This window comes from Mycobacterium sp. SMC-13 (assembly GCF_045311035.1).
In the GTDB taxonomy this organism is placed as follows: domain Bacteria; phylum Actinomycetota; class Actinomycetes; order Mycobacteriales; family Mycobacteriaceae; genus Mycobacterium.
The window spans coordinates 101,342-126,058 of the sequence record NZ_JBJIAI010000010.1; the positions used below are offsets into that span (position 1 = coordinate 101,342).

At 68.9% G+C, this 24,717-nt stretch carries 22 protein-coding genes; 13 read left to right on the forward strand and 9 right to left on the reverse strand.

Annotated elements, in window-relative coordinates; translation table 11 throughout:
• Positions 1–15 precede the first annotated feature (15 nt).
• Complete coding sequence (locus ACJH6I_RS16560) at positions 16–759, reverse strand: hypothetical protein (RefSeq protein ID WP_244872863.1); 744 nt, start codon at positions 757–759, stop codon at positions 16–18.
• 36 nt (positions 760–795) lie between these two features.
• Between ACJH6I_RS16560 and ilvA the strand changes: the two genes are divergently transcribed.
• Complete coding sequence (gene ilvA / locus ACJH6I_RS16565) at positions 796–2,079, forward strand: threonine ammonia-lyase IlvA (RefSeq protein WP_212813916.1); 1,284 nt, start codon at positions 796–798, stop codon at positions 2,077–2,079.
• On the opposite strand, the gene treZ is transcribed toward ilvA, so the two are convergent.
• From treZ to ACJH6I_RS16585, 4 genes are read right to left on the reverse strand one after another with little or no spacing between them, the layout of a single operon-like run.
• Positions 2,076–3,794 (reverse strand): malto-oligosyltrehalose trehalohydrolase, encoded by a 1,719-nt coding sequence (gene treZ / locus ACJH6I_RS16570; RefSeq protein WP_318986297.1) that lies wholly within the window; start codon positions 3,792–3,794, stop codon positions 2,076–2,078. The two genes, ilvA and treZ, sit on opposite strands and share 4 nt — an antisense overlap.
• Positions 3,787–6,060, reverse strand: a complete 2,274-nt coding sequence (gene treY, locus ACJH6I_RS16575; RefSeq protein ID WP_318986298.1) for a malto-oligosyltrehalose synthase — start codon at positions 6,058–6,060, stop codon at positions 3,787–3,789. Before treY ends, treZ begins: the two co-directional genes overlap by 8 nt.
• The gene (gene glgX / locus ACJH6I_RS16580; protein WP_212813922.1) at positions 6,060–8,183 is read right to left on the reverse strand and encodes a glycogen debranching protein GlgX; all 2,124 of its coding nucleotides are present in this window, start codon (positions 8,181–8,183) and stop codon (positions 6,060–6,062) included. The genes treY and glgX overlap by 1 nt, the downstream gene beginning before the upstream one ends.
• A gap of 9 nt (positions 8,184–8,192) precedes the next feature.
• Positions 8,193–10,346 (reverse strand): acyltransferase family protein, encoded by a 2,154-nt coding sequence (locus ACJH6I_RS16585; protein ID WP_212813924.1) that lies wholly within the window; start codon positions 10,344–10,346, stop codon positions 8,193–8,195.
• A gap of 112 nt (positions 10,347–10,458) precedes the next feature.
• On the opposite strand from ACJH6I_RS16585, the gene ACJH6I_RS16590 reads away from it, so the two are divergent.
• The 4 genes from ACJH6I_RS16590 to ACJH6I_RS16605 are packed head-to-tail and all read left to right on the forward strand — an operon-like array spanning position 10,459 to position 14,132.
• Positions 10,459–11,751, forward strand: a complete 1,293-nt coding sequence (locus ACJH6I_RS16590; protein ID WP_212813926.1) for an adenosylmethionine--8-amino-7-oxononanoate transaminase — start codon at positions 10,459–10,461, stop codon at positions 11,749–11,751.
• 38 nt (positions 11,752–11,789) lie between these two features.
• Entirely contained in the window at positions 11,790–12,932 is a 1,143-nt protein-coding gene (locus ACJH6I_RS16595) for an 8-amino-7-oxononanoate synthase (protein WP_212813928.1), read from the forward strand.
• Entirely contained in the window at positions 12,929–13,621 is a 693-nt protein-coding gene (gene bioD / locus ACJH6I_RS16600) for a dethiobiotin synthase (protein ID WP_212813930.1), read from the forward strand. Before ACJH6I_RS16595 ends, bioD begins: the two co-directional genes overlap by 4 nt.
• 1 nt (position 13,622) lies before the next feature.
• On the forward strand, positions 13,623–14,132 hold the full coding sequence (locus ACJH6I_RS16605) for a 2'-5' RNA ligase family protein (protein ID WP_318986299.1): 510 nt from the start codon (positions 13,623–13,625) through the stop codon (positions 14,130–14,132).
• A gap of 201 nt (positions 14,133–14,333) precedes the next feature.
• On the opposite strand, the gene ACJH6I_RS16610 is transcribed toward ACJH6I_RS16605, so the two are convergent.
• Entirely contained in the window at positions 14,334–14,921 is a 588-nt protein-coding gene (locus ACJH6I_RS16610; RefSeq protein WP_212813934.1) for a TetR family transcriptional regulator, read from the reverse strand.
• A 61-nt stretch (positions 14,922–14,982) separates the two neighbouring features.
• Between ACJH6I_RS16610 and bioB the strand changes: the two genes are divergently transcribed.
• Genes bioB through ACJH6I_RS16625 form a run of 3 tightly spaced genes read left to right on the forward strand, consistent with a single transcriptional unit; the run spans position 14,983 to position 16,909 of the window.
• On the forward strand, positions 14,983–15,990 hold the full coding sequence (gene bioB, locus ACJH6I_RS16615; protein WP_020103207.1) for a biotin synthase BioB: 1,008 nt from the start codon (positions 14,983–14,985) through the stop codon (positions 15,988–15,990).
• Between the two features lie 11 nt (positions 15,991–16,001).
• On the forward strand, positions 16,002–16,241 hold the full coding sequence (locus ACJH6I_RS16620) for a hypothetical protein (RefSeq protein ID WP_212813937.1): 240 nt from the start codon (positions 16,002–16,004) through the stop codon (positions 16,239–16,241).
• Positions 16,238–16,909: a DUF2567 domain-containing protein gene (locus tag ACJH6I_RS16625; protein WP_212813938.1), complete on the forward strand. Its 672-nt coding sequence runs from the start codon at positions 16,238–16,240 to the stop codon at positions 16,907–16,909. Before ACJH6I_RS16620 ends, ACJH6I_RS16625 begins: the two co-directional genes overlap by 4 nt.
• Here the strand turns inward: ACJH6I_RS16625 and ACJH6I_RS16630 are convergent.
• Positions 16,866–18,194 (reverse strand): lipase family protein, encoded by a 1,329-nt coding sequence (locus ACJH6I_RS16630; protein WP_212813940.1) that lies wholly within the window; start codon positions 18,192–18,194, stop codon positions 16,866–16,868. The two genes, ACJH6I_RS16625 and ACJH6I_RS16630, sit on opposite strands and share 44 nt — an antisense overlap.
• Before the next feature lie 91 nt (positions 18,195–18,285).
• Entirely contained in the window at positions 18,286–18,978 is a 693-nt protein-coding gene (locus tag ACJH6I_RS16635; RefSeq protein ID WP_305798837.1) for an NrtR DNA-binding winged helix domain-containing protein, read from the reverse strand.
• 364 nt (positions 18,979–19,342) lie between these two features.
• On the opposite strand from ACJH6I_RS16635, the gene ACJH6I_RS16640 reads away from it, so the two are divergent.
• The 5 genes from ACJH6I_RS16640 to ACJH6I_RS16660 all read left to right on the forward strand — a co-directional run bounded on the left by ACJH6I_RS16640 (position 19,343) and on the right by ACJH6I_RS16660 (position 24,232).
• Positions 19,343–20,026, forward strand: coding sequence for a hypothetical protein (locus tag ACJH6I_RS16640; protein ID WP_244872864.1), 684 nt, complete (start codon positions 19,343–19,345; stop codon positions 20,024–20,026).
• Between the two features lie 167 nt (positions 20,027–20,193).
• On the forward strand, positions 20,194–21,207 hold the full coding sequence (gene nadA, locus ACJH6I_RS16645; RefSeq protein ID WP_212813944.1) for a quinolinate synthase NadA: 1,014 nt from the start codon (positions 20,194–20,196) through the stop codon (positions 21,205–21,207).
• 1 nt (position 21,208) lies between these two features.
• A complete protein-coding gene (locus tag ACJH6I_RS16650; RefSeq protein ID WP_212813946.1) occupies positions 21,209–22,804 on the forward strand; it encodes an L-aspartate oxidase in 1,596 nt (531 codons plus the stop codon).
• Positions 22,804–23,661: a carboxylating nicotinate-nucleotide diphosphorylase gene (nadC, locus tag ACJH6I_RS16655; protein WP_212813948.1), complete on the forward strand. Its 858-nt coding sequence runs from the start codon at positions 22,804–22,806 to the stop codon at positions 23,659–23,661. The genes ACJH6I_RS16650 and nadC overlap by 1 nt, the downstream gene beginning before the upstream one ends.
• 22 nt (positions 23,662–23,683) lie before the next feature.
• The gene (locus ACJH6I_RS16660) at positions 23,684–24,232 is read left to right on the forward strand and encodes a hypothetical protein (RefSeq protein ID WP_212813950.1); all 549 of its coding nucleotides are present in this window, start codon (positions 23,684–23,686) and stop codon (positions 24,230–24,232) included.
• Between the two features lie 50 nt (positions 24,233–24,282).
• On the opposite strand, the gene ACJH6I_RS16665 is transcribed toward ACJH6I_RS16660, so the two are convergent.
• Positions 24,283–24,699, reverse strand: coding sequence for a nitroreductase family deazaflavin-dependent oxidoreductase (locus ACJH6I_RS16665; protein ID WP_212813952.1), 417 nt, complete (start codon positions 24,697–24,699; stop codon positions 24,283–24,285).
• Between the last annotated feature and the right edge of the window lie 18 nt (positions 24,700–24,717).

Here is a 24,717-nt window from a genome sequence, read left to right on the forward strand (position 1 = left end):
CACCGTGCCGGGTCCCTACTTGAGCACGTTGACCGCACGCGCGATGACGAGCGCGGTCGTCGAGATCGACACCAGCGACTGCAGCGTCATCATCATCTTGGCCCACCGGGACAGCGGCATGGTGTCGGTGGGGGAGAACGCCACGACGTTGGTGTAGCTGACGTACAGGTAGTCGACAAATGTTGGGCGCCAACCAGGTTCGGCGTTCTGCGGATCGCTCATCTGGGGAAACTGGAAGTCCGGGTACGGGTCGTCGCCGGACCGCCGGGCGAACGGCCCACCGCGGTCCAGCTCCCAGAACCAGATGCCGAACACGATGACGTTGGTGATGAAGATCGCCGCGCCGCTGCCCAACAACAGCCCGGCATTGTTGGAGACCTGACCGGACAGGATGTGGACGTCGAGGACGATCGCCGACGTCGTGTTGTCGGCGGTGATGGCCGCCGTCAGCAGCCACATCGCCCACTTGCCGACGGTGGTCTCACGCGACATCCGCACCGGGTTGATGATCAGCAGCACGACCACGAGCAGGAGCTCCAGGCCGATCAGCGGCCAGCGGGGCACCACCGTGTACTGCTCGGGGACGGACCATTGCAGCAGGACCGCGCCGAGGATGGCGGCGATCACCGGCAGCCGGTTCTCGGGCGCGCCGGGCCGCAGCCAGGACGGCACGTGGTGTTCCGCGCTGCTCGTCAGGCGGTGGGTGCGCTCGACGAAGGTCCTGACCGCCGGCGGCAAGGGTTCTGGAGTGGGGTCCATGCGCTCAGTTTTGCACCGAGATGACACCATTAGACGGTGTCTGCCGAGCTGAGCCAGGGAACCCACAGGACGTCGCCGCTTGCCGCGGCCGACATCGATGCGGCTGCCCGGCGAATTTCCTCGGTGGTCACTCGCACCCCGCTGCAGTACAGCGATCGGCTGTCGGCGCTGACCGGCGCCCAGGTGTACCTCAAGCGTGAGGACCTGCAGGCGGTGCGCTCGTACAAGCTGCGCGGTGCCTACAACCTGCTGATGCAGCTGTCCGACGAGGAGAAGGCCGCCGGCGTGGTGTGCTCGTCGGCGGGCAACCACGCCCAGGGTTTCGCGCTGGCCTGCCGCTCGATGGGTGTGCACGGCCGCGTCTACGTCCCGGCCAAGACCCCCAAACAGAAGCGGGACCGCATCCGCTACCACGGCGGTGACTTCATCGAGCTGATCGTCGGCGGCGCCACCTACGACCTGGCCGCCGAAGCCGCGCTCGAGGACGTCGCCCGGACGGGGGCCACGCTGGTCCCGCCGTACGACGACCTGCGCACCATGGCCGGGCAGGGCACCATCGCCGTGGAGATCCTCGAGCAGCTGGACGGCGAGCCCGACCTGGTGATCGTGCCGGTCGGGGGTGGCGGCTGCATCAGCGGCATCACCACCTACCTGACCGCGCACACCAAGGCGACCGCCGTGCTCGGCGCCGAGCCCGCCGGTGCGGCGTCGATGATCGCGGCGCTGGCCAAGGGCGAGCCGGTCACGCTGGAGCACGTCGACCAGTTCGTCGACGGTGCGGCGGTGGCCCGGGCCGGGGAGCTGACCTACGCGGCGCTCGCCGCGGCCGGCGACATGGTGTCGGTGACGACCGTCGACGAAGGCGCGGTGTGCACCGCGATGCTCGACCTGTACCAGAACGAGGGCATCATCGCCGAGCCCGCGGGCGCGCTGTCCGTGGCGGCGTTGATGGAGAACGGTGTCGAGGCCGGCTCGACGGTCGTGTGCCTGATCTCCGGTGGCAACAACGACGTCTCGCGCTACGGCGAGGTGCTCGAGCGGTCACTGGTGCACCTGGGTCTCAAGCACTACTTCCTGGTGGACTTCCCGCAGGAGCCCGGCGCGCTGCGGCGGTTCCTGGACGAGGTGCTCGGGCCCAACGACGACATCACCCTGTTCGAATACGTCAAGCGCAACAACCGGGAGACCGGCGCGGCGCTCGTCGGCATCGAACTCGGGTCGGCCGCCAACTTCGACGGACTGCTCGAGCGGATGCACAATTCGGGCATCCACGTGGAGCCGTTGGAGCCGGGGTCACCGGCTTACCGTTACCTGACCTAGGGGCGTCGGCGGAGGACCGCGAAGCTGTGGCCGGGCAGTGTCGTGGCGGTTGTCCCGATCTGAGGCTCGGCCGAGGACAGGACCGACTCACCGGTGACGGGTACGGCGACGGGCTGTTCGCCGAGGTTGCACGCCACGGCGAACGCACCACGGTGCATCACGATCCAGCGGTCGGCCTCGTCGAACTCGACGCGCAGGTGGTCGAGCCAAGGGTCGGCGAAGTCGGGTTCGGTGCGCCGCAACGTGATCAGGTCGCGGTAGAGCTGCAGCAGGCGGGCGTGCTCGCCGGTGCCGACCTCGTCCCAGTCGAGTTTGGAACGCTGAAACGTCGCCGGATCCTGCGGATCGGGGATGTCGTCGGCGGCCCAGCCATGATCGGCGAACTCGGCCTTGCGGCCCTCGGCCGTCGCGCGCGCGAGTTCGGGTTCGGGATGTGAACTGAAGAACTGGAACGGTGTCGACGCGCCCCACTCCTCGCCCATGAAAAGCATTGCCGTATAGGGCGATCCGAGGACCAGCGCGGCCTTGATCGCCAGCTGCCCGAAGTCGAGGTTCTGCGACGGGCGGTCACCGATCGCCCGGTTGCCCACCTGGTCGTGCGTGCAGGTGTAGGCCAGCAGCCGGGTGGCCGGAATGCTCGTGGTGTCCAGGGCCCGGCCGTGGCGCCGGCGCCGGAACGACGAGTAGGTGCCGGCGTGGAAGAAGCCGCGGGCCAGGGTGGTGGCGAGCGTCTGCATGGATCTGAAGTCGGCGTAGTAGCCCTGTCGTTCTCCGGACACCGCGGTGTGGATGGCGTGGTGGATGTCGTCGTCCCACTGAGCGGCGAGTCCGTAGCCGCCCTGGTCCCGCGGGGTGATCAGCCGCGGGTCGTTGAGGTCGCTTTCGGCGATCAGTGCCAGTGGGCGGCCGAGTTCGGTTGCCAGCGCATCGGTTTCGGCGGCCAGCTCTTCCAGCAGGTGAACGGCTGTGGTGTCGACCAGCGCGTGTACCGCATCCAGCCGCAGGCCGTCGATGCCGAAGTCCCGCATCCAGCGCAGGGCGCAGTCGATGATGTACCGGCGCACCGGATCGGAGTCGGCGGCGGCGATGTTGATCGCCTCGCCCCACGGCGTCCGGCCCACGGTCAGGTACGGCCCGAACTTGGGTAGGTAATTCCCCGATGGGCCGAGGTGATTGAACACCGCGTCGAGCAGCACGCCCAGGCCCCGCTGGTGGCAGGCGTCGACGAAGCGCACGAGACCCGAAGGGCCGCCATAGGGTTCGTGCACGGCGTACCACAGCACGCCGTCGTAGCCCCAGCCGTGACTGCCGCTGAAGGCGTTGACCGGCATGAGTTCGACGAAGTCCACGCCGAGGCCGACGAGGTGGTCCAGCCGTTCAATGGCGGCGTCGAACGTGCCGGCCGGGGTGAACGTTCCGACGTGCAGTTCGTAGATCACCGTGCCGTCGATGGTGCGGCCGGGCCAGGGGGCCGGCGGCGCGGACGTCCACAGCTGTGAAAGTCCGTGTACGCCATCGGGTTGCCGCGGCGAGCGGGGGTCGGGCAGCGGTTCGGAGTCGTCGACGACGAAGCCGTACCGGGCATCGGCCGGCACGTCGACGGTGACGCGCCACCACCCGTCCTCGGAGCGGGTCATGGGGTGGCGGGCCCCGTCGGCGTCGAGGGTCACGTTGTCGGGCGTGGGCGCCCAGACCGAGAATTCGTGGTCAGCCACGGGCTTTCTCCAGAAGTACGCCCGGCAGTTCGGCGAACAGTGCGTCGGCGGTGACGGTGCCCGACCAGGTGCGGCCGGTCAGCCGGTCGGTCCAGTCGCCAGCCGGTAGTGCGAGAGTGGTTTCGGCGCAGTCGGATTCGTCGAGCTTCAGTGTCCAGCGGGGGACGACCACCAGGACATCGGTACCCCGGTGGAACGCGATCACGTGGTCGGCGGCGGGACCGTCGGCGGTGACGGGCGTGTACTCGCCCGACAGGTACGTCGCCGGCCGCTCCCGGCGTGACCGCAACGCTGCCGCGACGACCCGAATCTTGGGGTGGTGCAAGGTATCGAGCTCACTCCGTCGGAGAGCGAAATCCACCGGACGGCGATTGTCGGGGTCCACCAGGCTGTCGTCGAAGAGTTCGGTGCCCTGGTAGATGTCGGGGACGCCCGGCACCGTCAGCGCGAGCAGCTTCTGCGCGACGGCGTCGCAACGCGCGGCTTCGTCGAGCTGACCGACGAACGTGGTGACCTCGCCCGCGATCGGCCCGTCGATCAGCGCATCGATCCAGTCGTGGACAGCATCTTCGAATTCCCGGTCCGGCTGTTCCCAATTGGTGTGCAGCTCGGCTTCGCGGATCGCCTTCTCCGCATAGGAGTGCAGCCGCGCGCGGACGGTGTCTCCGACTTCGCCGGCGGCCGGCCACACGCCGATGATGTTCTGCCACAGGAACAATCCGGTGCCCTCGTCGGGCGGCACGCACACCGTGTTCCAGCGGTTCACGCGCTGGGCCCATGGCTCGGCGCATTGGGACAGCACCGTGATGCGGGCCCGCACATCCTCGCCGCGTTTGGTGTCGTGGGTGGACAGCGTCACCATGGTCGTCGGCCAGTCGCGGGCGCGCGCGGCGGCGCGCTGGTGAAACTCGGCCGTGCTCATCCCGAATCGCTCCGGTGTGCCACCGACCTCGTTCAGCGACACCAGCCGAGCGTCACGGTAGAACAGGGTGTCCTCGATCGCCTTGGCCGTCGTCGCACCGCACAACTGCTGCAACCGGGCCGCCGGTTCGGGCTGCTCGAGTGCGGTGACGACCAGTTGCAGAGCCGATGCCAGTTCTGGTGCCGCTTCGATGGTTTCGTTGATGGCCTCGGGCAGGACCGCGGACAGCACCCGGTAGTCGGTGCGGTACACGCCGACGCGGCTGACCAGTTGGGCGATGGCGGTCGGTAGCGCAGGGTCGTCGGCCCCGGCTGCCCGCACGATCGCGCGATGCAGCCGGGCCAGTTCGCTCGCCAGCGTCTCGGTGGCGACCCTGATCTTGAGTTCCTCGGCATCGGAACGGGTTTCGCGGGCCAGCTCGGTGAGCGTGGCGGCCCCGTCCGGGTCGACGAAGAGTCCGCCGATTTCCCGTAGCGCGTCATAGCCGGTGGTGCCCGCGATGGGCAGGCCGGGGTCCAGCGGCTCGTCGGCGGCCAGGATCTTCTCGGCGACGATCCAGGCGTCGTCTCCGGCCAGTTCGCGCAGCCGGGCGAGATAGCCTGCGGGATCGGTCAACCCGTCGATGTGGTCGACCCGCAGCCCGTCCACCAGGTGCTCGCGGAACCAGCGCCCGATCTCGGCGTGGCTGGCGTCGAACACGTCGAGGTCCTCTTGGCGCACCGCCGCCAGCGAGGTGATGGAGAAGAACCGTCGGTAGCCACAGGAGCCGGACTGCCAGCCCGTCAGCCGGTACGCCTGCCTGGCGTAGACCTCGGCGGCTGTGCCCGTGCCGGTGCCGGGACGGATCGGCCAGGTCCGGTCACCCAGTCGCAGCACGTCACCGTCGACGGCGAGATCGTCGACGTCAGAGTCGGAACCCAGCACCGGCAACACGATTCGGCCGTCGGGGTCCAGGTCCCAGTCGATGTCGAAGTACCGGGCGAAGCGCGATGCCTGGCCGTGGGTCAAGACGTCCCACCACCATGGATTCTGCTCGGGCTGTTCGACGCCGACGTGGTTCGGCACGATGTCGATGACGAGCCCCATGCCGCGCGCCCGCGCCGCGGCGGACAGCCGGGAAAAGCCCTCTGGCCCGCCGAGTTCCGCCGACACCGCGGTGGGGTCGGTGACGTCGTAGCCGTGCGTCGAGCCGGTCACGGCGGTCAGGACCGGCGAGAGATACAGGTGCGAGACGCCGAGATCGTCGAGGTAGGGCAGTAGCGCCACCGCCTCGTCGAAAGTCATTCCGTCGCTGCGCATCTGCAGCCGGTACGTGGCGACTACGGGCGAGACCGGCACTGTCATCACGCCGTCTTACGCAACACCAGTAGTGAACGGGCCTGCAGGGAGATCGTCTCACCGGCGGCGGCCACCAGTTCGGTGTGGCCGTGTGGGTCCGCGGTGTCCAGCGCCGCCGCCCAGCTCGCTCCGTAGTCCGCGCCGGGAATCACGAAATCGAGTGCCTCGTCGTGGGCGTTGAAGCACAGCAGGAACGAGTCGTCGGTGACCCGTTCACCGCGGGCGTTGGGTTCGGGTATCGCGTCGCCGTTGAGGAACACCGTGATGCTCTTGCCGAAGCCGGAATCCCAGTCCTCGAGCGTCATCTCGTCGCCGGCGGGGGTCAGCCAGGCGATGTCGCGCACCTGCCCGGTGCTGCGCACCGGCTGCCCGGCCAGGAACCGGCGGCGCCGGAACACCGGGTGCTTGCGCCGGAACGCCACCACGGTGCGGGTGAATTCCAGCAGCGCCGCGTTGGTCTCGCACATGGTCCAGTCCATCCACGACAGTGGGTTGTCCTGGCAGTAGACGTTGTTGTTGCCCTGCTGGGTGCGCCCGATCTCGTCACCGTGACTGATCATCGGGGTGCCCTGCGACAGCATCAGCGTCGCGAAGATGTTGCGGCGCTGCCGCTCCCGCAGCTCGAGGATCTCGGGGTCGTCGGTCGGGCCCTCGACACCGCAGTTCCAGGAGCGGTTGTGGCTCTCGCCGTCCCGGTTGTCCTCGCCGTTGGCCTCGTTGTGCTTCTCGTTGTAGGACACCAGGTCGGTCAGCGTGAAGCCGTCGTGGCAGGTGACGAAGTTGATGCTCGCACTCGGCCGCCGGCCGGTCGCCTCGTACAGGTCCGAGGAACCGGTCAGCCGCGAGGCGAACTCGCCCAGGGTCGCGGGCTCGCCCCGCCAATAGTCGCGCACAGTGTCGCGGTATTTCCCGTTCCACTCGGTCCACAAACCTGGGAAGTTGCCGACCTGGTAGCCGCCCTCGCCGACATCCCACGGCTCGGCGATCAGTTTCACCTGGCTGATCACCGGATCCTGTTGCACCAGATCGAAAAACGCCGAGAGGCGGTCCACGTCGTAGAACTCCCGGGCCAGCGTGGAGGCGAGGTCGAACCGGAAGCCGTCGACGTGCATCTCCAGTACCCAGTACCGCAGCGAATCCATGATCAGCTGCAGGGTGTGGGGGTGGCGGGCGTTGAGGCTGTTGCCGGTGCCGGTGAAGTCCTTGTAGAGCGAGAGGTCGTCGTCATCGAGCCGGTAGTAGGCGGCGTTGTCGATGCCGCGGAAGTTCAGCGTCGGGCCGAGGTGGTTGCCTTCGGCGGTGTGGTTGTAGACCACGTCGAGAATGACTTCGATGCCGGCTTCGTGGAACGACTTCACCATGGTCTTGAACTCGGCGACGGCGCTGCCGGCGTGCTGGTTCCACGAGTACTGGTAGTGCGGCGCGAAGAAGCCGAACGTGTTGTAGCCCCAGTAGTTTCGCAGCCCCAGGTCCAGTAGCCGGTGGTCGTGCAGGAACTGGTGCACCGGCATCAGCTCGATGGCGGTGACGCCGAGCGACCGCAGATGCTCGATGATCGCCGGGTGGGCGAGTCCGGCGTAGGTGCCGCGCAGTTCCTCGGGGATCGCCGGGTGCGTCTGCGTCATGCCCTTGACGTGGGCCTCGTAGATCACCGTCTCGTGGTACGGCGTTCGGGGCAGCCGGTCGTTGTCCCAGTTGAAGAACGGGTTGATCACCACGCTGGTCATGGTGTGCCCCAGCGAATCAACGCCTGCGGGTTCGCCGGTGGCCGACGGCTCGGCCAGATCGTACGAGTACAGCGCCTGGCCGAAGTCGAAGTCGCCGTGGAAGGACTTGCCGTAGGGGTCGAGCAGCAGCTTGCTCGGATCGCAGCGGTGTCCGTTCGCGGGGTCCCACGGCCCGTACACCCGGAATCCGTAGCGCTGCCCGGGCGTCACGGCCGGCAGGTAGCAGTGCCACACGTAGCTGTCGACCTCGTCGAGGTTGACGCGTTCCTCGGTGCCGTCCTTCGCGATCAGGCACAGCTCGACGCGCTCGGCGACTTCCGAGAACACCGAGAAATTGGTGCCGGAACCGTCGTAGGTCGCACCGAGGGGATAGGCGCTACCCGGCCAGACGCCAACAACCATGAAGGCAGCTCACCACCAGCCGGTGGCAGCCCCGACCTGGCGGCCGAGTTCGGCGGTCATGGTGCGCATGTAGGTGGCGGACAGGTGATGAGAGTCGTGGTACAGCAACACATTTCCCTCCACAGCGCGGCAGATGTCAGGGCGGCACACCGCGTCACTCATGTCGAGCGGTTTCAACAGTGGGAACTGCGCGACGAAATCGAGGGTCGGGTTGTGGTCGGACAGTACCTCGGAGCGGGCGATGCCGCAGGACGTCGAATTGCCGCCGCTGGCAAGGCAGTCGGCCGGGAAGAACGGCTTACCGTCCCGGACCAGCCACGGAGTGTCACGCATGGCCAGAATCGGGATGTTCGCATCGGACAGGCGCTGCCAGATACCGATGTACGTGCCGGGCATCACGTCACCGGACTTGATGTTCCAGGGGCGTGTCGAGGTGGTGAAGACGAAGCTCGGGTGGTCGGCCACCAGCTTCGGCATGACGAGTTCGTTCCACTCGTAGCACTTCGGGTATGGCCGGTTGTCGCCCATCACCAGTGGGTTCTGCTCGGTCGACAGTGGGCAGCCCATCTTCAGATAGGTGACGACCTTGAAGTGATACCGCTTGCCGAGCAGGTCCAGCGCCGTGATCCAGTGTTCGGCGTGCGAGCCGCCGGCCAGCGCCACGGTGCGCGTGGCCGCGGTGTCGCCGTACGAGCAGTTGCGGATCGACAGGTCGTCGAAGTCGGCGATACAGCTGTCGGCCGTCGTGGCCGGCACGTCGTCCTTGGCCTCGAGCACCGTCGGGCGGAAGGGCAGTTTGGGCACCTTCAGATGGCGCAGCAGTGAGCGCGCTCCCGGGTAGTCGACGGGGTTGAGCGTGGCGAGTTCCTTGCCGTTGGCCCGCTCGATGTTCATGTGCTCGCGCCAGGTGAAGGCCGTCGCGGTGAGCGTCACGCCCATCACCGCGACAAGCGTCCCCAGCACCGCGGTGGGCCGCCGCAGCCCGGCGAATCCGGGTGAACCCGCCGTCGACGGCCGGCGCAGCGGGTTCTCCACGTAGCGGGTGGTGAGCCACGCCAGCACCCCGGAGACGAGTAGCACGGCGGTGCCGTCGACGAAGTGGGCCCGGCTGTGGCCGCTGTAGGCCAGCCAGAAGATCAGCAGCGGCCAGTGCCAGAGATACAGCGAGTACGCCATGGTGCCCAGCGACAGGAACGGGCCGGTGGCCAGGAGCCGGTTCGGCGCCGGCAGCCGCTCGGTGTGATTTGCGGCACTGAGGATGAAAAGCATGGTCGCGCCGACCGGAACCAGCGCCCACGGGCCGGGGAATTCCCGCACGCCGTCGATCAGGGCGCCGCACGACAGGATCGCCGCCAGCGCGACGGCCGACACCACGTTGCGCAGCCACATCGGCCACCGGACGGACGGCACCAGCGCGCCGACGAGAGCGCCGAGCAGCAGCTCCCAGGCCCGGGCGAAGCTGTCGTAGTAGGCGCTGACCTGGTCGGCCTGGTGCGCGAAGATCGCGTAGACGAACGACGCGACGGTCAGCACGCTGAGCAGCGCGATGAAGGCCGGCCGGAGCCGGTCGCCGAGCCTGCGCCGGAACAGGTAGGCGAAGCCGAAGATCAGCGCCAGGAACGCGACGTAGAACTGGCCCTGCACCGACATCGACCAGAGGTGCTGCAGCGGGCTGACGGATTCGCCGGCGCGCAGGTAGTTCGACGCGGTCTCGGCGAGTTCCCAGTTCTGGTAGTAGCCCAGGCTGGCCAGGCTCTGGTCGGCGAACGTCTCCCAGCGGGTCTGGGGCTGGATCACGATGGTCAGCACGGCGCCGGCGGCGAGCACGACGATGAGCGCCGGCAGCAGGCGACGGACCAGGCGGCGCAGCTGCGGACCGGGGGACAAGGGCGCATCCGGCGTCAGCGCGATCCGCAGGAGTTTGCCGCCGAAGAAGAAGCCGGACAGCGCAAGGAAGACGTCGACACCGCCGGAGACGCGGCCGAACCACACGTGAAAGGCCGCGACCATGGCGATGGCGATGCCGCGCAGGCCGTCCAGGTCGTGGCGGTAGAACGCGCTCGGCGCATTGCCCGCCGTGGCGTCCGCACCGCTGTCGGTGACGCGCGCGGCGTTGCCCGACCCGGGCTGCGACGCCGGCCGCGGTGCTGCAAGAGTCGTCATGGTCGGATGTCAATCTACCCAAGATCCAGGCCACGTTCATGTAACGGCGAGTCGCCCGCGTGCTGAGCACGCCCGTTTCGACGTGCTCGGCGGGCGATTAGGCTCGGTCCTCGTGCCAGCGCTGAACCCTGCCGAAATCTCGGCGATCGACACCGCCCACATCTGGCATCCGTACAGCACCATCGGCGCCGAGGCTTTGCCGGCGGTGGTTGCCACCGAGGCGCACGGCATCATGCTGACCCTCATCCACGAGGGCCGGCCGGTGCAGGTCATCGACGCGATGAGCTCGTGGTGGACGGCGGTGCACGGGCACGGGCATCCGGTGCTCGACGCCGCGATCACCCGGCAGCTGAGCCGCATGAACCACGTCATGTTCGGCGGCCTCACCCATGAGCCCGCGGCGCGCCTGGCGCAGCTGCTCGTCGAGATCACCCCGGCCGGTCTCGACACGGTGTTCTTCTCGGACTCCGGTTCGGTCTCCGTCGAGGTCGCGGCCAAGATGGCGCTGCAGTACCAGCGCAGCCGCGGCCTTCCCGGCCGGCACAAGCTGATGACGTGGCGCGGCGGCTACCACGGCGACACCTTCACCCCGATGAGCGTGTGCGACCCCGATGGCGGCATGCATTCGATCTGGACCGATGTCCTGATGCCCCAGATCTTCGCGCCGCGGGTGCCCACGGAGTTCGACCCGGCCTACGTCGCGGCCTTCGAGACCCAGCTGGCCGCCCATGTGGATGAGCTCGCAGCCGTCATCGTCGAGCCCGTTGTCCAGGGCGCCGGCGGCATGCGGTTCCACGACCCGCGGTACCTGACGGCGTTGCGCGACATCTGCACCCGGCACGACGTGCTGTTGATCTTCGATGAGATCGCGACCGGTTTCGGGCGGACGGGTGAGCTGTTCGCCGCGGACCACGCCGGCGTCAGCCCCGACATCATGTGCGTCGGCAAGGCGCTGACCGGTGGCTATGTGACGCTGGCGGCGACGCTGTGCACCGCCGAGATCGCGCGGGTGATCAGCTCGGGGGAGCCGGGAGCCCTCATGCACGGGCCGACGTTCATGGCCAACGCGTTGGCGTGCGCGGTGTCGGTGGCGGCCGTCGAGCTGCTGTTGAGCGAGGACTGGAAGACGCGCGTGGCGACCATCGCGGACGGGCTGCGGCGCGGCCTGGCACCGGCCGCCGACCTGCCGTCTGTCGCCGACGTGCGCGTGTTGGGCGCCATCGGCGTCGTCGAGATGCGCGAGCCCGTGGACATGCCGCTGGCCACCGTCACCGCGATCGAGCACGGGGTGTGGCTGCGGCCCTTCGGGAAGCTGCTGTACGTGATGCCGCCGTTCATCTGCACGCCCGACGAGATCGACCAGGTCACCTCTGCTGTGGTCGCCGTTGCCCGTGCGTTAACCTGAACACCGTTCAATTGCACTGGAGTCAGGAGAGCGCGCCGATGACCGATCACTCGCCGCTGGCCTGGCTCGCCGATGTCGAACGCCAGCGCCGGGCCGCGGGGCTGCGCCGGTCGCTGCGGGTCCGGCCCGCGGTGGCCACCGAACTGGACCTGGCGTCCAACGACTATCTCGGTCTGACGCAGCATCCCGACGTCATCGCGGGCGGCGTGACGGCGCTGCACACCTGGGGCGCGGGTTCCGGCGGATCGCGCCTGGTCACCGGCAACACCGAACTGCACGAGGAGTTCGAGGCCGAGCTGGCCGGCTTCATGGGCGCCGAGTCGGCGCTGGTGTTCTCGTCCGGCTACACCGCCAACATCGCGGCGGTGGCGGCGCTGTCGGGGCCGGGCTCACTGGTGGTGTCCGACGCCTACAGCCACGCCTCACTCGTGGACGCCTGTCGGCTGTCCCGAGCCCGTGTGGTGGTGTCCCCGCACAACGACGTCGGCGCCGTCGAGACCGCGCTGGTGAGCCGGTCCGAGGAGCGGGCCGTCGTGATCACCGATTCGGTGTTCTCCACCGACGGTGCCCTCGCGCCCTTGCGTGCCCTGCATGAGGTCTGCCGGCGGCACGGCGCGCTGCTGATCGTCGACGAGGCCCACGGTCTCGGCGTGCGCGGCACGGGCGGCCGCGGCCTGGTGCACGAGGTCGGCCTGGCCGGCGAGCCCGACATCGTGGTGACGACGACGCTGTCCAAGTCGCTGGGCAGCCAGGGTGGCGCGGTGCTCGGGCCCGCCGCGGTGCGGGCGCACCTCATCGATGCCGCGCGCACGTTCATCTTCGACACCGGTCTGGCTCCGGCCGCCGTCGGCGCCGCCCAGGCTGCGCTGCACGTCCTCATCGCCGAGCCCTGGCGGGCGCAGGCCGTGCTGACGCACGCCGCGACGCTGGCCCGGTTCGGCGGCGCCGTCCACACGCCCGATTCGGCCGTCGTCTCGGTGATCCTGGGCGACCCCGAGGTCGCGCTGGCCGCGGCGTCGGCATGCCTGGACCGCGGGGTCCGGGTCGGCTGCTTCCGGCCCCCGTCGGTGCCGGTCGGCACCTCGCGCCTGCGTCTGACGGCGCGCGCGTCGCTCGACGACACCGAACTGGATTTGGCCGGGCGGGTGCTCGGCGAGGTGCTCGCGCTGGTGCAGTCGTGACGCTGCTGCTGGTCGCCGGGACCGACACCGGCGTCGGCAAGACCATCGCCACCGCGGCGCTGGCCAGTGCCGCCCGCCAGGCCGGTCTGGACGTCGCGGTGTGCAAGGCGGTACAGACCGGCATCTCGCCGGCCGCCGGCCACGGCGATGACGATCTGGCCGAGGTGGGTCGTCTGGCGGACGTCACGTCGCTCGTGCCGGGCTGGCGCTATCCCGAACCGCTCGCGCCCGTCGCGGCCGCCGAATTGGCCGGCATGGAGCTGCCGACGCGCGACGAGCTGGTCGCTCTGGTCCGCAACGTCGACCGGCCCCGTCAGCTGACCCTCGTCGAGGGCGCCGGGGGACTGCTCGTCCAACTCGGTGCCGACGGCACGACGTTGCGCGACCTGGCCGTCGAACTCGGGGCCGCGGTCCTGGTCGTCGTCGCACCGGGCCTGGGCACCCTCAACCACACCGGTCTGACCGTCGAGTCGCTTGCCGCACACGGCATCGCGTGCGCCGGACTGGTGATCGGCAGTTGGCCGCAGGAGCCGGGGCTCGCGGAGTCGTCCAACCGGGGTGCGCTCGAGGACATCGCGCCGGTGCGCGCCGTGCTGCCCGCCGGCGCAGGCCGGTTGTCGACCCGGGACTTCGCTGCCGTGAGCGCGAAAGCGTTTGATCCGCAATGGGTTTCGAGTCTGGTCGGCTGACATGGTGCACTCGGTCGAGCTACTGTTCGACCTCGACACCGAGGCCGTGATCAGGCGCGCCTGGGACGACCTGCACGCGGCGGGGATCGCCGCTCAGCCGCCCGGCGCCCGCCCGCACGCCACCTTGTGTGTCGCCCAGCGGATCGACGAGGCGGTGGTGCCGGCGTTGGCCGGTGTCGCCGGGAGGTTCCCGTTCCGGGCCCGTCTCGGCGCCACGCTGGTGTTCGGCCGCTCCGCCGGAGTTCTGGCCCGTCTCGTGGTGCCCAGCGCTGACCTGCTCGACCTGCACGCCGAGGTCTGCGCGCTCGCCGCGCCGTATCTACGGCCGGGTCCCATGCCGCACGCCGAGCCGGGTGACTGGACGCCGCACGTCACCCTCGCGCGTCGCATCCCGCCGGACCGGCTTGCCCGGGCGCTCGGTGTCGCCGGCCGGCCGGCGGAGATCAGCGCCACCGCGACCCGACTGCGGCTGTGGAACGGTGACACCCGCACGGAGATTCTGCTCGGCTGACGTGCCCGTGCCGGCCGGAAATGTGCGTGACGTCTAGCACGAGGCGGTTGCCGCCACTTCGGCTGAAGCCAGGGACTCTTTCAGGCGGCCAGGCGTCCCTGGGTGCAGTGACTCCCGGTGGATGGCCCGCCGATTGAAATCACGTACTTTCCAACGGGATTCGTTTGCGGTCGGGAGTGGGAGTGACCCCGACAGCCCGCCTCAGCCGCGGCGGCTGATGGCGTGGGCCGCGAGCCCGTCGACGAGCAGGCCGAGGCCGAAAGTGAAACGGCCACCGGCATTTTCGGACCACACCGTGTCGCTGTCGGCCACCGTCGCGCCCGCCGCGTCCCACTGGATGCGGGACTGCTCGTCGGCGGTGAAGCCCAGCACGTAGTAGACGATGGTGCGCGCGGCGAGGTCGGCGTCGTGCGCCGTGAGCCCCGATTCGATACAGGCGTCGGTGAGGGCCGCCACGATGCGGCTCAGTTCGGCCGATCGCCCGGCGGAGAAACTGGCCGAGACCAGCTCGGCGCCGTCGGTCGCCGACAGGAGCGCGTCGCGCAGCGCCGAACACAGGCCGACGATGCGGTCCGGCCATTCGCCGCCGGCCGGAACGGTCGCCGCGGTGGCCAGCAGGCGGTCGGCGACGGCGCCCAGCAGCTCCTGCTTGTCGGCGAAATGCCAGTACAGAGCGCCAGGGCTGACGCTCAGTTCACGTGCCAGCCTGCGCATGGTCAGGTCGGCGATCCCGTAGTTGTCCAGGATTTCGGCGGCCTTGGCCACCACGTCGCTTCGGTGCAGTTGCACGTCTGTATCCTAAACACCGTTCAAGTTGTAGGCCGCAGTCGGCCTGAAGTAAGGAGTGCCGATGACTCAGGCCGCGACCGATGTTTTGGGTGTAGCCCGCGAGCAGGTGCTCGAGCGTGGCGAAGGCCTGAGCCAGGAGCAGGTGCTCGAGGTTCTGCAGCTGCCCGACGACCGACTGGAGGACCTGCTGGCCCTCGCGCACGAGGTGCGCATGAAGTGGTGTGGCCCCGAGGTCGAGGTCGAGGGCATCATCAGCCTCAAGACCGGCGGTTGCCCTGAGGACTGCCACTTCTGCTCGCAGTCGGGTCTGTTCGCCTCCCCGGTGCGCAGCGCCTGGCTGGATGTCCCGAGCCTCGTCGAAGCCGCGAAGCAGACCGCCAAGACCGGTGCCACCGAGTTCTGCATCGTCGCCGCGGTGCGCGGGCCCGACGAGCGGCTGCTGGCCCAGGTGGCCGCCGGCATCGAGGCGATCCGCAACGAGGTCGACATCCAGATCGCGTGCTCGCTGGGCATGCTCGATCAGGAGCAGGTCGACCGCCTCAAGGCCATGGGTGTGCACCGCTACAACCACAACCTGGAGACCTCGAAGTCGTACTTCCCCAACGTCGTCACGACCCACACCTGGGAAGAGCGCTGGAAGACGCTGGAGATGGTCCGCGAAGCCGGCATGGAGGTCTGCTGCGGCGGCATCCTCGGCATGGGCGAGACGCTGGAGCAGCGTGCCGAGTTCGCCGCGAACCTCGCGGAGCTGAACCCGCACGAGGTCCCGCTGAACTTCCTGAACCCGCGCCCGGGCACCCCGTTCGGTGACCTCGAGGTGCTGCCGGCGGCCGACGCGCTGCGCGCCGTCGCCGCGTTCCGTCTGGCCATGCCGCGCACCATGCTGCGCTTCGCCGGCGGCCGCGAGATCACGCTCGGCGACCTGGGCGCCAAGCAGGGCATCCTGGGCGGCATCAACGCCGTCATCGTCGGCAACTACCTGACGACGCTGGGTCGCCCGGCCGAGTCGGACCTGGAACTGCTGGACGATCTGCAGATGCCGATCAAGGCACTGAACGCCACCCTGTAGAGCTGGACGTGATGACCAGAGAATTGCCCGCACCCGTCAGTGCCGGCAAGTTCAACGTGTACACCGGTGTCGCGGCGGATGCCGTCGACGGCGACGTCATGCCGACCACGGCTCAGCTCGGTCTGGAGGCGCCCCGCTGGTGCGCCGAATGCGGCCGACGCATGGTGGTGCAGGTACGCCCCGACGGTTGGTGGGCCAAGTGCTCGCGGCACGGGGTGGTGGACTCGAAGGACCTGGAAACTCAACGGTGACTCAGCCCGCTGAAACAGCCTCGGCGCCAACGCTTTCGCATCGCGCCGCGGCGCTGCGGGTCGTCATCGGCCTGGCGCTGACCGGTGCGCTCGGCGGCGTGGTGTGGGCCTTTCTCGCGCCGCCGGTCGACGCCGTCGTTGCGCTGACCAAGAAAGGTCAGCGCATTCACGGCTACTTCGGTGACGAATCGGACCGGGTGTTCCTGGGCGGTGCGTTGGCGGTCGGTCTGCTGACGGTGATCGCCGTCGTGGCCGCGACATTGGTGTGGCAGTGGCGCGCGCATCGCGGGCCGCTGCTGGCCGGCGCGCTGGCGCTCGGCAATGTGGCTGCCGCGGGCGCGCTCACGGGCGTGGGCGCTGTCGTCGCGCATTGGCGTTACGGGACACCGGATCTCGCGGGCGCGCCGTTGTCTCCCGAGCATCGGGTGGGTTACCTCGTCGAGGCGCCGCCGGTGTTCTTCGGCCACTCGCCGTGGGTCATCGCCACGACGCTGATCTTCCCGGCCGGCATCGCCGCGCTGGTCTACCTGTTCTGCACGCTGGCGACCAAGCGCGACGATCTGGGCGCCTGGCCGCCGGTGGAGCCGGCGCCGGTCCGGCTACCGGCCGCCGCCGCTCCGGTGGCTACCGACGCCCAATCGGAAGTCCCAGCAGAACCTTCGTGCTGACGACGCCCAGCTTGAGCAGGCCGAGGTAGGTCGCCGGGTTCAGCAGGGCCGGCCACGAGGTACGCACCGTCGGGCCCAGCGGCTTGCCGTCGAACCGTTCGGCGAGCCAGTTCAGCGTCATCGGCGCGGCCAGCGGGTGCAGCGCGATGTGCTCGCTGAGGATGTCGCGGTGGTAGGTCACGTGCGAGCCGCCCATGACGTAGGTGTCGGTCAGCTCGTCGATGTTGCCGACGGAGATGATCTGGTCGTACACGGCCTGCATGATCAGCAGCGGCGGGGTGGGCGCGGTCTTGCCGAGCTTGATGCTCTCGAAGACGTGCTGCACCTCCGGAGTGTCGAGCACCTCCTGCAGCGGCGACTTCAGCAAGGTGTCGAAGTCGAGTCCGGCGTGCCGCAGCACCGCCTCGCCGGTGGTCATGCCCTCGATGTTGCGCAGCATGGCCTTGCCGGCCTCGGTCGCGTGCTCATGGATGACGCGCTGGAGGCCGGGGTAGATGTGCATGAGGGCGGCGATCACCGTGGCGGGCAGGCCGGCTTTGGAAGTGCCGTTGAGCTGGCGGAACACCTCGGCCAGGTCACCGACCGGCGAGCCGAGGGCAGCGCCGACGACGTTGAGCTCGGGCGCGTAGTTGGCGTATTCCTCCGCGGCCCAGGCGCTGGCGAGGCCACCGCCCGAGTAGCCCCACAGGCCGATCGGCGCGTCGGCGTGCAGGCCGAGTGATTCGGTGTTGATGGCGGCGCGCAGGCCGTCGAGGATGTGGTACCCGGGCTCGTGCGGCGCGCCCCAGATGCCGTCGGTGCCTTCGTGGTCCGGGATGGACACCGCCCAGCCCTGCGCCAGGACCGCGGCGACGAGCATGTACTCGAGCTGCGCGACCGAGCCGAGGGCGCGGGCGCGGCGGCGGAGGGCGTAGGACGGGAAGCAGGCGTCGGAGACGGCGTCGATGGCGCACTGGTACGACACGATGGGGCAGCGCATGTCGGCGTTGTGGCCGACGGGCAGCAGGACGGTGGTCACGGCGGCCTGCGCGCTGCCGCTCAGGTCGGTGCTGCGGTACAGCAGCTGTGTGGCGGTGACGCCCTGGGGGATGACGCCCATGAATCCGAGCTCGACGTCGCGGGACCGCAGGACGGTGCCGGGTGCGGTGAGTTCGAAGCCGACGGGCGGCACGTAGAACGCGTCGTCGCTGGGCCGCAGCGGGCGGATGCCGGACTGGAGTTCCTCGTGGTACGGCTGGCCGATCCACTCGGCGTCGAACGCCCTGGCTGCATTGCCCATGGTCATCGGGAAATCATGTCTTAAGGAACCCTTAAAAACCAATTCCGGCTCGCGAAATGTGGCCGGAAAGTGACCTACGTCACGGTGCGTAGAGTGACTAACTAGGTGGGCGTAGCGCGGCGAACTCGTCGGTGACGCGGTATGTCGAGTCGGTGAACCGGTACAGCGCGGCCGGTCGGCCGCCGCTGCGGCCGGAACGTGCCGTCGTGCCGGTCGGGGTGATGACGCCGCGCCGGGCCAGCACGCGCTGCAGATTGGTCGGATCGACTTGGTGGCCCAGCGTGGCGGCGTAGATGTCCCGCAGGGTGGTGAGGGTGAATTCCTTTGGCGCCAAGGCGAATCCGATGTTGGTGTACGACATCTTGGCGACCAGCCGGGCGTGCGCGTGCGTGATCATCGGGCCGTGGTCGAAGGCCATGGGTGGCAGCGCTGACACTGGATGCCAGCGCGTGTCGCCCGGCAGTTCCGGTGTGGCGGGGGAGGGCACCAGGCCCAGGAAGGTCGACGCGATGGTGCGCGGCCCGGGCACGCGCTTGGGCTCGGAGAAGACCGCGAGCTGCTCGAGGTGCGTCAGTTCGCGCAGGTCGACCTTCTCGGCGAGCTGACGCCGGACGGAACTGACCATGTCTTCGTCGTGCCGCAGCTGACCGCCGGGCAGGGACCACGCGCCGCGTTGCGGCTCCATGGCGCGCTCCCAGAGCAGCACGCTGAGCTGCGGCCTCTTGCTGTCCAGGTCGCGCACCTGGAAGACGACGGCGAGCACTTCATGCGCAGTACCCACATCCGTCACGTTTTCGATTTTAAGTCGAAAACGTGGGAGATCAAAAGTGGCGCACGGGGAGAGGCGGCCGGGCGAAACGGCAATCCCGGCGAGCCAAGGCGCGTGATCTTCGAAAAGAAGAATCTCCACCCAGCCAGTAGACTCACGCTCGATTGCAGCAAAGCTTCGTGTTCGTCGTGCGGGGGAAGGCCGGTGGGCCATGCGCAATGTCGGCATTCGGCCAAGAGACCCGCTGGGGTGGATTTGCACCCTCGCCGAGCTGGGCACACTCGGTCCGCGCCTGCTCGCCAGAAACCACAGGTCCGTTGAGCCGGTCGTCGGCACCGGTGCCGCCAATGTGTCATTGACGAGTTATGGCAAGCGGATTGCCACGGTGTGGCAAACGATCGAGACCATCGGCGCCGGCGCCGTCAAGCCGCGTCGGCTGATTCTGTGGCTCGATGACCGCGACGCGTGCGTCGATCCGCCGGCGACATTGAAGCGGTTGCAGGCACGTGGGCTGGAAATTCGTCATTGCCGCGACTATGGGCCGCACAAGAAGTACTTCCCGTATACCAACGAGGTACTGCCGGACGAACCCGGCCGCACCCTTGTCGCGGCGGACGACGACGTTTACTACCCGCCCACCTGGCTCGCGGAGCTGCTCGCAGCGCACCGGCCCGGCGAGGTCACCGCGTTCCGTGCGCGCATGCGCAGCGACGGTCCGTACCGAACCTGGCCGATGTGCACCACGACCGAAGCCTCCGAGACGGTGTTCGCGACAGGTGTGTCCGGTGTGGCCTATCCGCCGGAACTGCTTGGGGCGCTGCGGGATCGGGGTGAAGCGTTCGCTCACGTGTGCCCCCGGGCGGACGACTACTGGCTGCACTACGCCGCCGTGGCCACGGGCATCCCGATCCGCCAGGTGCGCGATGTCGCGGCGTACTTCTGGCCCATCGTGCTGGTTTCCGCCCGGGGACTGTGGGACGGCAGCGGAGCTGCGAACGACGCCATCGCGGCCCAGACTCGGCAGACCTGGCAGGACTATCGGAATCGTCCCGAGATCGACGCCGAGTGAGGATCGGCCCGGTCATCCGGCGCCGTCTTTGCTGGTAGGGCGGGTGACCGTCAGGCCGGCTGCTGTCGCACGCGGTACACGAAGGTGAACATTCCATGTGCAGTGCTAGTATGTGGCATGTTTTCGATCATAAGTCGAAAACCTGGCCAGGTTCAAAGGAGACGGCCATGACGGTTCTGGACCGTGCGGCGGAGTTCGAAGGTTTCGGCGACGTGGTCGCCGACGGGCAGTGGGCAGACGAAGTGCGTCGCCTTGCCAAGGAGCGCAACGCCACAATCCTCGCGCACAACTACCAGCTGCCCGAGATTCAGGACATCGCCGACCACGTGGGCGACTCGCTGGCACTGTCGCGCATCGCCGCGGACGCCGCCGAGGACACCATCGTGTTCTGCGGTGTGCACTTCATGGCCGAGACCGCGAAAATCCTCTCGCCCTCCAAGACCGTGCTGATCCCGGACCAGCGGGCGGGCTGCTCGCTGGCCGACTCGATCACCGCCGACGACCTGCGGGCCTGGAAGGCCGACTACCCGGACGCCGTCGTGGTGTCCTACGTGAACACCACCGCGGCCGTCAAAGCCCTCACCGACATTTGCTGCACCTCGTCCAACGCGGTCGAGGTCGTCGCCTCGATCCCCGCGGACAAGACCGTGCTGTTCTGCCCGGACCAGTTCCTCGGCGCGCACGTGCGCCGCATGACGGGCCGGGACAACCTGCACATCTGGGCCGGCGAATGCCACGTACACGCCGGCATCAACGGTGACGAACTCGCCGACCAGGCCCGCTCGCATCCCGACGCCGAACTCTTCGTGCACCCCGAATGCGGTTGCGCCACTTCGGCTCTCTATCTGGCCGGCGAGGGTGCCGTACCCGACGACCGCGTGAAGATCCTGTCGACCGGCGGCATGCTCGACGCCGCCCGCGAGACCCACGCCAAGCAGGTCCTGGTCGCCACCGAGATCGGCATGCTGCACCAGTTGCGCCGTGCCGCACCGGAAACCGAGTTCCTCGCCGTCAACGATCGGGCCTCCTGCCCGTACATGAAGATGATCACGCCGGCCGCGCTGCTGCGCTGCCTGCGGGACGGTGCTGACGAAGTTCACGTCGACGAAGATGTCGCGGCCGCAGCTCGGTTGAGCGTGCAGCGCATGATCGGGATCGGGCAGCCCGGCGGCGGGGAATAGCGTGAGCGCCCACGCGGGCCGTTCGGTCGCCTGCGGCGGCCGTGGCTACTGGCGCCAGCGCGCCGACGTCATCGTCGTCGGTACGGGGGTCGCGGGCCTGGCGGCGGCGCGTGCCGCCCAACTGGCCGGCAGCCGCGTCGTGGTCGTCGGCAAGTCCGGCGAGACGGCCACCGCTTACGCCCAGGGGGGCATCGCGGTCGTCATCCCCGACACCGATGACTCGGTGCAGGCGCACGTCGCGGACACCGTCGCGGCCGGAGCCGGCTTGTGCGATGTCGACGCGGTCACCTCGATCGTCGCCGACGGCTATGCCGCCGTGCGTGAATTGGTCGGTGCCGGTGCGGCTTTCGACGAAGTCGGGCCGGGGGCCTGGTCCCTGACCCGCGAGGGTGGACACAGCCGCCGCCGCATCATCCACGCCGGTGGCGATGCCACCGGCGCCGAGGTGCAGCGTGCCCTGGCCGCCGCCACCCAGACGCTCGACATCCGGCCCAATCATGTTGCGCTGCAGGTGTTGCACCACGACGGAGCGGTCAGCGGCCTGCTGGTGCTGAGCCCGGACGGACCTGGCGTGCTGACGGCGCCGTCGGTGATCCTGGCGACCGGTGGCCTGGGGCAGCTGTACACCGCGACGACCAACCCGGACGGTTCGACGGGCGACGGCATCGCCCTGGCGCTGCGCGCCGGATTGCCGGTCCGCGACATCGAATTCGTCCAGTTTCACCCGACCATGCTGTACACCGGCGCGGCCGGCGGCCGGTGCCCGCTGATCACCGAGGCCTTGCGCGGCGAAGGGGCCATCCTGCGTGACCTTCGCGGCGACTCGGTGACCGACGGCGTGCACCCGATGGGCGACCTGGCCCCGCGCGACGTCGTGGCCGCCGCCATCGATGCCCGCCTCGCGGCCACCGGCGACGACTACGTCTTCCTCGATGCCCGTGGCGTCCCCGACGTCGCCGCCCGATTCCCGACGGTCACGGCCGCATGCCTGGCGGCCGGCATCGACCCTGCGCGCCAACCGATTCCGGTGGTGCCGGGCGCCCATTACAGCTGCGGGGGTGTGGTCACCGACGTGTACGGCCGCACCGAGATGGCCGGCCTGTACGCCGCCGGTGAGGTCGGACGCACCGGTATGCACGGCGGTAATCGCCTGGCCTCCAACAGCCTGCTGGAAGGACTGGTGGTTGGCGGCCGCGCCGGTCGTGCGGCGGCCGAGCAGGCCCGCGATGCCGGTGGAAACCGCGTGCCGGAGCCGGATCTGGGCAAGCGGCCCGCGTTGGATCGGCATGCCCTGCAACGCGACATGACCAGGTACGCCTCGGTGGTGCGCGACGCCGCTGGACTGGACCGGCTGAGCGAGTTGCTCGCCGGCGCCCGCGGTATGGCCATGTCGGACCGGGCGGCCGTCGAGGATGCGGCCCTGACCGTGACGGCGTCGGCGGTTGCTGCCGCGGCAGCCGTCCGTGCGGAATCCCGTGGCTGCCACCACCGCAGTGACCGACCGGACCGCGATCCGGCGTTCGGGGTATCGATCGATGTGCGGCTGGACGCCGCCGGGCGCGCCGTGGCCGCCCTGCCGATAGGAGCGTGTAACTGATGGCATTGACCGCAGCCGAATTGGCCGACGCGCACGCGATCATCGATCGCGCGCTCGACGAGGATCTGCGCTACGGGCCGGACGTCACCTCGGTGGCGACCGTGCCGGCCGACGCCACCACGGTCGCGTCGATGGTGTCGCGACAGCAGGGCGTCATCGCGGGTCTGGACATCGCGGTTCTGGTGCTGGACAAGGTGATCGGGGAGGGCGCCTACAAGATCCGCGACCGAGCCGAGGACGGCACCGAGGTCAAGCCCGGCGATGCGGTGCTGACCGTCGAAGCGCCGACACGGGCCCTGCTGACGGCCGAACGCACGATGCTGAACATCGTCTGCCACCTTTCGGGCATCGCCACCGAGACGGCGCGCTGGGTGCAGGAGGTGGCCGGGACCGAGGCCGCCATCCGTGACACCCGAAAGACGTTGCCCGGATTGCGGTTGTTGCAGAAGTACGCGGTGCGCGTCGGCGGCGGTGTCAACCATCGGCTGGGTCTGGGCGATGCCGCCCTGATCAAGGACAACCACGTCGCGGCTGCCGGATCGGTGCTCGCGGCCCTGCAGGCGGTCCGTGCGGTGGCGCCGGATCTGCCGTGCGAGGTCGAGGTGGATTCGCTCGAGCAACTCGACGAAATCCTCGGTGAGAACGTCGAATTGGTGTTGCTGGACAACTTCCCGGTCTGGCAGACGCAGATCGCGGTGCAGCGCCGTGACGCCCGCGCACCCGGCACCAAGCTGGAATCGTCGGGCGGGCTCAGCCTGGAGTCGGCCGCGGCCTACGCCTCGACCGGTGTCGACTTCCTCGCCATCGGTGCGCTGACGCATTCGGTGCGGGTGCTCGACGTCGGCCTCGATACGTAACTCGGCCGCTACTATCACGAGCATGGCGGAAGACGAGAAGACCGAAGACAAGACCACCACACTGAGCAAAGCCGCAAAGGACACCGACGAGACGTCGGGTTCGATGTCCGTCACGCAGATCATCGCGATTGCGGCCGTGGTCATCGGCCTGATCGCCGCCGGCATCGGCGGCTACGCGCTGTACGCGGTGAAGAACCAGGACAAGAAGTACACCGAGGCCGAGCAGGACACGGCCAAGATCGCGCTCTGTGACGCCATGAAGACCGTCAGCAAGGGCATCGCGATCAACACCAACCTGGCGGTCCCCGGCGGGCCGGACGACACCACGGGTGCCCTGGCCGTGGCCGCCAACGCGCGTCTGGCGCTGATCACCGGTGGCCAGTACCTGCTGAACCGGATCGACCCGGCCGCCCCGGCCGACCTCGCGACGGCGGCGCGCAAGTACGCCAACACCCTCTTGGACATCGGGGCCGCGGCGACGGCCGGCGCTCAGACCGACGATCCGCAGCAGAAGGTGCGCCTGGATGACGCCGGCGCCGACAGCAAGCAGATCAACGACATCTGCAAGTAGCCGTCGACGGACCGGGGGCCACGCTGACGATCAGCGTGGCCCCCGGTTTGTCAGTGGGCGATGTCGGCGACGAACACGCCGCTGCGCTTGGCCACGATCCGCGCGATCCGCGGCAACGACGGGTCATCGGTGCCCGCGGGCAGGATGCGCGGATTCACCAGGTGCAGATCCTTGCGCGCGACGTGGATGTCGGCCTCGCCGGCGGCGAGCACGTTCTTGACCCAGTTGGTCTTGCCGTGGGCCAGCCCGATCGCCAGCACATCGCCCTTGCGGTACGAGGTGACGATGGTCTCGAATTCCTTACCCGACTTGCGGCCGCGATGCTTGATGACTGAGAACCCGGGCAGCTTCTTCGAAAGCGGGCGCAACGCCGGGTTGATGTACTTGATCTGGAAGTTCTCCAACCACACCGGGAAGATCATCGGCACGCCGGCGGCGTTGTTGGGGTGGTCCTGACGGCTTGACATGACGCCTCCGTATTCGAT